This window comes from Paraburkholderia sp. (assembly GCF_035501035.1).
Classification (GTDB): domain Bacteria; phylum Pseudomonadota; class Gammaproteobacteria; order Burkholderiales; family Burkholderiaceae; genus Paraburkholderia.
The window spans coordinates 1-10584 of record NZ_DATJWR010000248.1; the positions used below are offsets into that span (position 1 = coordinate 1).

Here is a 10584-nt window from a genome sequence, read left to right on the forward strand (position 1 = left end):
CGTCGCCCAGGACGCGCACTACAAGTTCTTCCGTTTCGGCATCCCGACCATCGCCTATGGCGACCTGTACATGCAGGCGGCGTCGGCCGCGCTGCTCGGCAAGGGCGACGTGATCGTTGCCGTCTCGAAGTCGGGCCGCGCGCCGGAACTGTTGCGCGTGCTCGACGTCGCCACGCAGGCGGGCGCGAAGGTGATCGCCATCACCTCGAGCAACACGCCGCTCGCCAAGCGCGCGACCGTGGCGCTCGAAACCGATCACATCGAAATGCGCGAATCGCAGCTTTCGATGATCTCGCGCATCCTGCATCTGCTGATGATCGACATCCTCGCGGTGGGCGTCGCGATCCGCCGCGCGTCGCCCGATGCGGACCTGAGCAACGCCGTCGAAACGGCCCGCGAGCATGCCGACGACGACGCCTCGGCCGTGCTCGACTGGCTGAGCCACGGCGCGTCGTCCACGGCGCGCGACTAAGGCCTTGACCGGCTGGACCGGGCAATAAAGAATGGGACGCCGCGGCGTCCCATTTTTCTTCGGCGATCCGTTCGACTCAGGACGCTGCCGTTCGGGCGGCGCCCGGGGCCGGCGTGCCATGCCACTTCACGACGAGTGCGCGCCCGAACCATGTCAGCACGCCGCACGCGCCGATCGTCACCCCCATACCGAACGGCGATACGCCCGGAAACCACCCCACCACGGCGCTGGCGAGCGCGCCGAGGCCGAGCTGCGTCGCGCCGAACACAGCCGCCGCCGCGCCCGCGTTCTTCGGGTAGCGATACATGAGATCGGTCGCGCAGTTCGCGCCGAGCAGACCCACCACGCCCACGACGAAGAACAGCCCCGCCACGATCGACCACAGGCCGCCCCAACCGGTCACGCACATCAACGCGACGAAGAGCGACGCGCCCGCGCTCACCGCCGCCGCATGCGAAATCATGCGCAAGGTGCCGAAACGCCCGATCAAGCGCGTGTTGAGGAAGTTGCCGAGCATGATGCCGAATACGTTCGCGCCGAAGAAGAACCCGTAATGCTGCGGCGAAACGTGGAAATACTCGATATAAACGAACGGCGTGGCCGAGATATAGGTAAACATCGCGGCGAACGCCATGCCGCCGCAGAGCATATGCCCCCAGACGAGCGGATCGCGCAGCAATCGCCCGTAGGCCGCGAACGAGCGCAGCACGGCCGCGCTCTCGCGCTTTTCGGGCGGCCAGGTTTCGGGCACGCGCAGATAAGCCGCCACGGCGCACGCGAGGCCGAACAGCGTGAGCGCGACGAACACCACGCGCCATCCTCCGATCAGCAGCAACTGACCGCCGATCAGCGGTGCGAGCAGCGGCCCGATCGAGGTGACGATCGCGACCATCGAGAGGACCTTGGCGGCGTCGGACGGCTCGTGGGCATCGCGCGCAATCGCGCGCGCGAGAACGGAGGCCGCGCCCGCACCGAGCGCCTGCAGGAAGCGCACGATCACGAGTTCGCCCACCGAAAACGAGAACCAGCAGGCGATGCTGGCTATCGTGAAGAGCGCGATGCCGCCGAGCAGCACGGGGCGGCGGCCGTACGCATCGGAAAGCGGACCATAGAGCAGCATGCCGATCGAGAAGCCGGCCATGAAGCTCGTGAGCGTCGCGGCGGCCGCGCCGGCGCTCACGCCGAACGATTGCGCGATGGCCGGCAGGCTCGGCAGGTACATGTCGGTGGCGAGCGGGCCGCAGGCGGCGAGTGCGCCGAGCAGCAGGATCAGCCGACCATCGGGCCGGCGACGCGGAGAATGGGACATGGAAGTGAGTGGCGGCGGAACGCGCGCAGTCGGCGCGGTCTCGATGTCATGAGCCGAAATACTGGCCGATTTACTGACCGATTCAGTGGCCGATTCTCTGGCCGATTCATGCGGCGAACCACGGCGGGCGGCGCGTGGCGGGCGAGAAACGACGAAAAAACGGCAAAAAAAGCGGCAACGGTGCCGCCGCATTGTACCCGACGTCGATCGCATGCCCGCCGGCATCGGCATGGTTCGAGCGCGGCTTTGCGCTAAGCTGCCCGCTTTCTTCCACGCTTGCGCGCTGCCGTCATGACCGCCTTTCTGCTGATCTGGAGCCCGAGGAAGTGGCCCTGGCCCGAACTGCCCGAATTCGCGCGCCGCGTGCGCGCCGGGGAGGCCGTCGCCGACACCTGGGGCTGCGGCTTCGCGCGCGGCATCCTGCCGGGCGACCGCGTGTTCCTGCACCGCGTCGCGGCCGACCCGCGCGGCCTCTTCGGCTCCGGCTACGTCACCCGCGCCCCCTACGAGGTGCCCGATGCTGCGTACAAGCGCGGCTACCGGCTGTGCATCGACTTCGTCTACGACTGGCTCGTCGATGCCGGCGAGGAAGTGGTGATCGCACGCGACGCCTTGCGTGCCCACCCCTACTCGGTCCAGACCTGGGACGCGCAGAGCTCGGGCACCGTCATCAAGCCCATTGCCGAAGGCGCGCTGGAAAAACGCTGGGCGCAGCTGACCGGCCGGCGGCCGATGCCAGCGCCGGCGCTCGCTGCCATGCGCGACGCCATGATTGTCGCGGCATCCGCGCCAGCGGTTCCGGCAACGGCAAACGCGCCGAGGACGGGCGCGGCCCGATCCGCGCGCAAGACAGCATCCGCGCCGGGCGCGGCGCGCGGCACGCCGCCGCACCACGCTTCGCCAGCGCGCAAGCGCCAGCCGTAGGCCATTGGCCATTGGCGCGCTGATTTTCACGCCGCGTCGTCCATCAGCTCTCATTGAGACGGCACCCCACGCCCCGTCCAGGCCGGCTGGAGCCACCGGCCCGATGCGCGCGACTCCGGTACAATTTCGGGAGATCAGCCCCATCGTCCGCGTCCATGCGGCGCCGCGTGGGTCCGCCCGTCGGCGCACTGCGGGCGTACGCCGGCCATTTCGGCCCGCGCCGCGCGCCACACCACTCTCGCAGGTCCTGCACTCATGTCCAACACCCAGTCCAGCACGCCAAACCGGAACGAGGCCCTCTTCGAGCGCGCCCAGCGCACCATTCCGGGCGGCGTGAATTCGCCCGTGCGCGCGTTCCGCTCGGTCGGCGGCACGCCGCGTTTCATCGAGCGCGCCCAGGGACCGTACTTCTGGGACGCCGAAGGCAAGCGCTACATCGACTACATCGGCTCGTGGGGCCCGATGATCGTCGGCCACGTGCATCCGGAAGTGCTCGAAGCCGTCCAGCGCGTGCTCGCGAACGGCTTCTCGTTCGGCGCGCCGACCGAGGCCGAGATCGAGATCGCCGAGGAAATCTGCAAGATCGTGCCGTCGATGGAGCAGGTGCGCATGGTGTCGAGCGGCACCGAAGCGACCATGAGCGCGCTGCGTCTAGCGCGCGGCTTCACGAAGCGCGAGCGCATCGTGAAGTTCGAAGGCTGCTATCACGGCCACGCCGACAGCCTGCTCGTGAAGGCCGGCTCGGGCCTGCTCACGTTCGGCAATCCGACTTCGGCGGGCGTGCCGGTCGATGTCGCGAAGCACACCACGGTGCTCGAGTACAACAACGTCGCGGCGCTCGAGGAAGCATTCAAAGCGTTCGGCGACGAGATCGCCGCCGTGATCGTCGAACCGGTCGCGGGCAACATGAATCTCGTGAAGGCCACGCCCGAGTTCATCGGCGCGCTGCGTAGCCTCACCGCGAAGCACGGAAGCGTGCTGATCTTCGACGAAGTGATGTGCGGTTTCCGCGTTGGCCTGCGCGGCGCGCAGGCGCTCTACGGCGTCGAAGCCGACCTCGTGTGCCTCGGCAAGGTGATCGGCGGCGGCATGCCGGCGGCGGCGTTCGGCGGCCGCCGCGAGATCATGGACCATCTCGCGCCCAACGGTTCCGTCTACCAGGCGGGCACGCTTTCGGGCAACCCGATCGCGGTCGCGGCGGGCCTGAAGACGCTGCAGCTGATCCAGGCGCCGGGCTTCTACGAGCAACTCGCGGCGAAGACTTCGCGTCTCGCGCAGGGCTTGAGCGAGGCCGCACGCTTGGCAGGCGTGCCGTTCGTCGCCGATTCGGTGGGCGGCATGTTCGGCCTTTATTTCGCGGACAAGGTGCCGGGCAGCTTCGCCGAGGTCACGAAGAGCGACACCGCGCGCTTCAACCGCTTCTTCCATCAGATGCTGGACGCGGGCGTCTACTTCGCGCCCTCGGCCTACGAAGCGGGCTTCGTGTCGAGCGCGCACGACGATGCGATCATCGACGAGACGATCGCCGCGGCGAGGCGCGCCTTCTCCGCCGGTCAAGCCGGTCAATAAGCAGCGCGTAGCGCACGCGAGGCACGTCGCGCGCCTCGCCGGCACAACCCTCGCCGAAGAGAAAGCTCAACGATGTTCTCGCAATCCGATTTCGTCCACATGGAGCGCGCGCTGACCCTCGCGCAGCGCGGCCTTTACATCACCGACCCGAATCCGCGCGTGGGCTGCGTGCTGGTGAAGGACGGCGTAGTGATCGGCGAAGGCTCCACCCAGCCGGCCGGCCAGGATCACGCCGAAATCCAGGCGATGAAGGACGCGCGCGCGCGCGGGCACGACCTGCGCGGCGCGACCGCCTACGTCACGCTCGAGCCGTGCAGCCACTTCGGCCGCACGCCGCCCTGCGCGAGCGCGCTGATCGAAGCGAAAGTCGCGCGCGTGATCGCCGCGATGGAGGACCCGAACCCGCTCGTTTCGGGGCGCGGTCTCGCGATGCTGCGCGACGCGGGCATCGACGTGCGCTGCGGCCTGCTCGCCAACGAGGCGCGCGAGCTCAATATCGGCTTCGTCTCGCGCATGACGAGAAAGCGTCCGTGGGTGCGCATGAAGGTGGCGGCTTCGCTCGACGGCCGCACCGGCCTGCCGTCGGGCGAGAGCCAATGGATCACAGGCGAGGCCGCGCGCGCCGACGGCCACGCCTGGCGCGCACGCGCCTCGGCCATCCTGACCGGCATCGGCACGGTGAAGGAAGACGACCCGCGCATGACCGTGCGTGCGGTCGACACGCCGCGCCAGCCCAAACGCGTGCTGATCGACAGCCGCCTCGAGGCCTCGCCGCTCGCGCAGATCTTCGTGGGGCCGCCAACGCTCGTGTTCTGCGCCGCGCTCGACGAGAGCAACGAGGAACGCGCCGAAGCGCTGCGCGCACGCGGCGCCGAGATCGTTGCGCTCGGCAACGCGCACGGCAAGGTCGACCTGACCGCCATGCTCGGCGAGCTCGCTGCGCGCGGCGTGAACGAATTGCACGTGGAGGCCGGCTACAAGCTCAATGGCTCGCTGCTGCGCGAAGGCTGCGTGGACGAGCTGCTCGTGTACGTGGCGCCCTCGCTGCTCGGCACCAGCTCGCTTGGCATGATCGACCTTGCCGCGCCCGCGACGCTCGACGAGCGCACGCGCCTCGCTTTTCACTCCGTCGAGCGCATTGGCGGCGACCTGCGCATCCTCGCGCGCGTCGTCGCGATGCAAGACGCCTGACCCTCACTGAAGCACTGAACACAAGGAACAGCACGATGTTTACCGGAATCGTCGCGGCAGTGGGCCGCATCGAATCGATCCGCCCCATCGAGACACAAGCGCAGGCACAAGCGCAGGCACAAGCGCAGACCCAGCCGGGCACGGACGCCGACGCCGGCGTGCGCCTCACCGTCAACGCGGGCACCCTCGGCCTCGACGACGTGCAGCTCGGCGACAGCATCGCGATCCAGGGCGCGTGCATGACCGTCATCGAGAAGTCGGCGACGACCTTCGACGTCGACGTTTCGCGCGAAAGCCTGAACCGCACGGCAGGCCTCGAAACGACGGGCGAAGTGAACCTCGAAAAGGCGCTGCGCGCGAACGACCGCCTTGGCGGCCACATCGTCTCGGGCCACGTTGACGGCCTTGGCACCGTCACGCGCTTCGCGCCCGTGGGCGAGTCGCACGAGCTGCGCATTCTCGCGCCGGCCGCTATCGGCCGCTATCTCGCGTACAAGGGCTCGGTGACCGTGAACGGCGTGAGCCTGACCGTCAATTCGGTCGAGGACCGCGCCAACGGCTGCGAATTCTCGATCAACCTGATTCCGCACACGGTGGAAGTCACGACGCTCAAGCATCTCGCGGCGGGCACGAAGGTCAACCTGGAGATCGATCTGATCGCGCGGTATGTGGAGCGGATGCTCTCCTCCGGCAAGACCGCCGGCCTCTGAGCCAGCCCAAAGGCAAGCCCCGCCCCGGCGCGAGCACGCGCGCCGGGGCGCTGATAGAATCTACGCTTTTCCCACGCGCGCGCCGCACGGCTCGCCGCGTTTCCATCGCCCGTACCGGAAAAGAAGGCACCGTTGGCAACGATTGAAACGTACGCCGCCATGCCGATGATGCGGGTGATCTTGCGACGTCAGATCGCGCCCTCCCCGCTTCCGGCGCAGCCATAGCGCGCTTCCCGCGCAGCAGCCTTCCAGGCCGCCGCGACGTATTTCCGTGATTTCGAGGTCGAGCCGTCCGGTACTGCATTCCCGGACGCGCGTGTCCCGTTTTCCGCCTTAACGCTTATTCAGGAGAGTCTTCGGGCACCGCGCCCGGAGCACGCTGTCCATGACAGAGCCAAACAACAAACCCGATTCGGGCGGACAAACGTTCCGCAAGGTCCTGGGCTTCACTTTCCGGCACTGGTCGCGCCAGCCCATGCGCGTCACGACCGTTGCGCTCGCGTCGCTCCTCGGCGCGCTCGCCGACGTGTTCACGCCGCACTACGCGGGCCAGCTCGTCGATGCCCTCACCCACAGCGCAACGGCCGGCAGCACCGCCGCATGGCACGCGGCCGTCGTTGCCTTCTGGGCGCTGACGGCGCTCGGCCTTGGCGGCACGATCATGCGCCAGGGGGCGTACCGCAACATCATCGTGCTCACGCTCAAGATGATGAGCGAGATCGCCACGCACGCGTTCCATCGCGTGCAGCGCTTCTCGACCGACTGGCACGCGAACAGCTTCGCGGGCTCCACGGTGCGCAAGATCACGCGCGGCATGTGGGCGCTCGACCTGCTCAACGACACCCTGCTCGTCGCTCTCTTTCCCTCGCTGGTGATGCTGGTCGGCTCGACGCTGCTGCTCGCGCTGCAGTGGCCAGTGATGGGCCTCGTCGTCGGGCTCGGCTCGGCCTTGTATCTGGCGATCACCGTCTCGCTCTCGCTCTACTACGTCGCGCCCTCGGCCCGCCTCGCGAACCAGTGGGACACGAAAATGGGCGGCGCGCTCGCCGACTCCATTTCGTGCAACGCCGTCGTCAAGGCTTTCGGCGCGGAAGCGCGCGAAGAGGCGCGGCTCACACGAGTGGTCGCGAAGTGGAACAGCCGCACGCGGCGCACCTGGCGGCGCGGCACGCTCAACGGCGGCGTCCAGGGCGCGCTGCTCGTGGGCATGCAGGCCGCCATCCTCGGCGCAGCGCTGCTCCTATGGGCGCGCGGCCTCGCAAGCGTGGGCGACATCACCTTCGCGCTCACGCTGTTCTTCCTGCTCAAGGGCTATTTGCGCGACGTGGGCATGCACGTGCGCAATCTGCAGCGCTCGGTCAACGACATGGAAGAACTCGTGACGCTCGACGCCGAGCCGCTCGGCATCGAGGACGCGGCCGGTGCACCGCCCATCGTGATCGATCAGGGCGACATCCGCTTCGAGAGCATGACGTTTCGCTATGGCGCGCTCGACAGACCGCTCTACGAAAACCTCTCGCTGCGCATCGCGCCGGGCGAGCGCGTGGGACTGGTCGGCCATTCGGGCTCCGGCAAGACGACGCTCATCAAGCTGATCCAGCGCCTGTACGACGTGTCCGGAGGCCGTATCACGATCGACGGCCAGGACATCGCGCGCGTGCAGCAGACGTCGCTGCGCTCGCAGATTGCCATCGTGCAACAGGAGCCCGTGCTGTTTCACCGCTCGCTCGCCGAGAACATCGCTTATGCGCGGCCCGGCGCCACCCACGCCGAAATCGAGCGGGCGGCGAAGCTCGCGAGCGCGCACGACTTCATCATGGCGTTGCCGCACGGCTACGACACGCTCGTGGGCGAGCGCGGCGTGAAGCTCTCGGGCGGCGAGCGCCAGCGCGTGGCCATCGCGCGAGCGTTCCTCGCCAACGCGCCGATCCTGATCTTCGACGAAGCGACCTCGAGCCTCGACAGCGAAAGCGAAGTGCTGATCCAGCAAGCCATGGAGAGGCTGATGGAAGGACGCACGACGGTCGTGATTGCGCACCGGCTCTCCACCGTGCGCGCGCTCGACCGGCTGCTCGTGCTCGAGCGCGGGCGCGTGGTCGAAGAAGGCACGCATGACGCGCTCGTGCGCCGCGAAAACGGCCTCTACCGGCGCCTGTTCGAGCGCCAGGCCCTGGAGCTGACGAAGGGGCTCGCCGACGACGTCGTCTTCCGCTGATGCGACATATGACCCCGCATGCGCGCACGCCCGCAGCAAGCTTGATCAGGCGGCCACGGCGCGCGGGTGCGGGCGGATGCTCGCAAGCACGTCCTGCAACGCCTCGCGCGCGATCTCGGTGTCGTAATGGGTTTGCAGCTCCATCCAGCTGCGCGCGTCGGTGCCGAAATAGACAGCGAGACGCACGGCGGTGTCGGCCGTGATCACGCGCTTGCCGAGCACGATCTCGTTGATGCGGCGCGGCGGCACGCCAATCGCCTTGGCGAGCGCGTACTGGCTGATGCCCATCGGCTTGAGCCACTCTTCGTTCAGGATCTCGCCCGGTGTGGCAAGCGGTACTTCCCGTGCCATAGCCATGCTCCTCAGTGATAGTCCACGATGCGTACCTCCGCCGCCTCGCCGCTCGCAAAATGAAAGCAGATACGCCACTGTCCATTGATGCGGATGCTGTACCAGCCTTCGAGCTCGCCGCTCAAGCGCTCCAGATGGTTGCCCGGCGGCGCTCTCAGAAACGCGAGCGTGGCGGCCGCATGGATCTGCTGCAGCTTGCGGATGGCGACCGTTTCAATGGCCACGAACCGGGCAACCCGGCGCCCCGCGAACAGCGCCGCCGTGTCGCGGCAGGCAAAGGAAGTAATCGTCATGGATAGTAACGTCATGCGTTAATAACGTCAAGCGTTACTATCATGAAAGATGCGCCCTTGCCCCGCCAGCTAGCCGTTCGGCCAACGTCGGCAACGGCGGGCCGCCGGCCTGTCGCAGCGGGGCACCAGCCCAATGGCAATGCGCCACCCGCGTTCTGGGCGACGCGCCCGCCCGCGTGGCGTAAAATGTGCGCTTTCCAGCCAGAATCCCAACATGACGCTCGCCTCCACCCCAGAGATCATCGCCGAACTCAAGGCCGGCAAGATGGTCATCCTCGTCGACGAAGAAGACCGGGAAAACGAGGGCGACCTCGTCGTCGCTGCGGAGTTCGTCACGCCAGAAGCCATCAACTTCATGGCGAAGTACGGCCGCGGCCTGATCTGCCTCACGCTCACCCAGGAGCGCTGCAAGCAGCTCAACCTGCCGCTCATGACCTATCGCAACGGCACGCAGTACGGCACGGCGTTCACGGTCAGCATCGAAGCCGCGGAAGGCGTGACGACCGGCATCTCCGCCGCCGATCGCGCCCGCACGATCCAGACGGCTGTCGCGCACGACGCGCGCGCCGAGCATATCGTGCAGCCGGGCCACGTGTTTCCGATCATGGCGCAGCCGGGCGGCGTGCTCGTGCGCGCGGGCCACACCGAGGCGGGCTGCGACTTCACCGCGCTCGCGGGCCTCACGCCCGCCGCGGTGATCTGCGAGGTCATCAAGGACGACGGCACGATGGCGCGCCTGCCCGACCTGATCGAGTTCGCGCAGGAGCACGGCCTGAAGATCGGCACCATCGCCGACCTCATCCACTATCGCAGCCGCACCGAATCGATCGTCGAGCGCGTGGCCGAACGCACCATGCAGACCGCCCACGGCCCGTTCCGCGCGGTGATGTACGTCGATCACCCCACGCGCACGCCGCACATCGCGCTCGTGCGCGGCACGCCGCGACCCGACGCGGACACGCCCGTGCGCGTGCACGAACCGCTCTCGGTGCTGGACCTGCTCGAAACGGGCTCGTCCACGCATTCGTGGACGCTCGACGCCGCCATGCGCGAGATCGCCGCGCGAGATGTCGGCGTGATCGTCATGCTCAACTGCGGCGACACCAAGGAACACCTGATCGACGTCTTCAAGGCGTTCGACCAGAAAGAGCGCGCGGAGGCGCTCGCCCGCCGGCCCGTGGACTTCAAGACCTACGGCATCGGCGCGCAGATCCTGCGCGAACTCGGCGTGGGCCGCATGCAGGTGCTCTCGAAGCCGCGCCGCCTCGGCAGCATGTCGGGCTATGGCCTCGAAGTCACGGGCTTCGTGCCGATGCCGGGCAGCGACACGCAAGCGCCCTGTGCGCCGGAGTCAGCTGACCGCGGGCTTGACCACACTTCGCCGCACGCCTGAAGTCGCATTGCACGCCCCTTTCACGCGTCACCACGCTCAACCGAACCTACGGACACCACATGGAAATCGGACAATACCAACCGAACCTCGACGGCGACGGACTGCGCATCGGCATCGTCCAGTCGCGCTTTAACGAACCCGTCTGCAACGGCCTCGC

10 protein-coding genes and 1 pseudogene are annotated in these 10584 nt (G+C 67.9%); 8 read left to right on the forward strand and 3 right to left on the reverse strand.

Annotated elements, in window-relative coordinates; translation table 11 throughout:
- The coding region (locus tag VMJ11_RS18635; protein WP_325620870.1) for an SIS domain-containing protein at nt 1-472 on the forward strand (472 nt) is incomplete at its 5' end.
- 76 nt (nt 473-548) lie between these two features.
- On the opposite strand, the gene VMJ11_RS18640 is transcribed toward VMJ11_RS18635, so the two are convergent.
- On the reverse strand, nt 549-1781 hold the full coding sequence (locus VMJ11_RS18640) for a Bcr/CflA family multidrug efflux MFS transporter (RefSeq protein ID WP_325620871.1): 1233 nt from the start codon (nt 1779-1781) through the stop codon (nt 549-551).
- 291 nt (nt 1782-2072) lie between these two features.
- Between VMJ11_RS18640 and VMJ11_RS18645 the strand changes: the two genes are divergently transcribed.
- The 5 genes from VMJ11_RS18645 to VMJ11_RS18665 all read left to right on the forward strand — a co-directional run bounded on the left by VMJ11_RS18645 (nt 2073) and on the right by VMJ11_RS18665 (nt 8390).
- Nucleotides 2073-2705, forward strand: a complete 633-nt coding sequence (locus VMJ11_RS18645) for a hypothetical protein (RefSeq protein WP_325620872.1) — start codon at nt 2073-2075, stop codon at nt 2703-2705.
- Between the two features lie 255 nt (nt 2706-2960).
- Complete coding sequence (gene hemL, locus VMJ11_RS18650) at nt 2961-4274, forward strand: glutamate-1-semialdehyde 2,1-aminomutase (RefSeq protein WP_325620873.1); 1314 nt, start codon at nt 2961-2963, stop codon at nt 4272-4274.
- 72 nt (nt 4275-4346) lie between these two features.
- Nucleotides 4347-5465: a bifunctional diaminohydroxyphosphoribosylaminopyrimidine deaminase/5-amino-6-(5-phosphoribosylamino)uracil reductase RibD gene (ribD, locus tag VMJ11_RS18655; RefSeq protein ID WP_325620874.1), complete on the forward strand. Its 1119-nt coding sequence runs from the start codon at nt 4347-4349 to the stop codon at nt 5463-5465.
- 35 nt (nt 5466-5500) lie between these two features.
- On the forward strand, nt 5501-6175 hold the full coding sequence (locus VMJ11_RS18660) for a riboflavin synthase (RefSeq protein ID WP_325620875.1): 675 nt from the start codon (nt 5501-5503) through the stop codon (nt 6173-6175).
- A 385-nt stretch (nt 6176-6560) separates the two neighbouring features.
- Nucleotides 6561-8390, forward strand: coding sequence for an ABC transporter ATP-binding protein (locus VMJ11_RS18665; RefSeq protein WP_325620876.1), 1830 nt, complete (start codon nt 6561-6563; stop codon nt 8388-8390).
- 45 nt (nt 8391-8435) lie between these two features.
- On the opposite strand, the gene VMJ11_RS18670 is transcribed toward VMJ11_RS18665, so the two are convergent.
- Both VMJ11_RS18670 and VMJ11_RS18675 read right to left on the reverse strand, forming a co-directional pair.
- Nucleotides 8436-8741, reverse strand: coding sequence for a HigA family addiction module antitoxin (locus VMJ11_RS18670; RefSeq protein WP_325620877.1), 306 nt, complete (start codon nt 8739-8741; stop codon nt 8436-8438).
- Nucleotides 8742-8752: 11 nt separating this feature from the next.
- The gene (locus tag VMJ11_RS18675; RefSeq protein WP_325620878.1) at nt 8753-9034 is read right to left on the reverse strand and encodes a type II toxin-antitoxin system RelE/ParE family toxin; all 282 of its coding nucleotides are present in this window, start codon (nt 9032-9034) and stop codon (nt 8753-8755) included.
- Nucleotides 9035-9248: 214 nt separating this feature from the next.
- Between VMJ11_RS18675 and ribBA the strand changes: the two genes are divergently transcribed.
- The gene (gene ribBA, locus VMJ11_RS18680; RefSeq protein ID WP_325620879.1) at nt 9249-10427 is read left to right on the forward strand and encodes a bifunctional 3,4-dihydroxy-2-butanone-4-phosphate synthase/GTP cyclohydrolase II; all 1179 of its coding nucleotides are present in this window, start codon (nt 9249-9251) and stop codon (nt 10425-10427) included.
- 59 nt (nt 10428-10486) lie between these two features.
- Nucleotides 10487-10584 (forward strand): annotated as a pseudogene (locus tag VMJ11_RS18685) (6,7-dimethyl-8-ribityllumazine synthase); the annotation flags it as partial.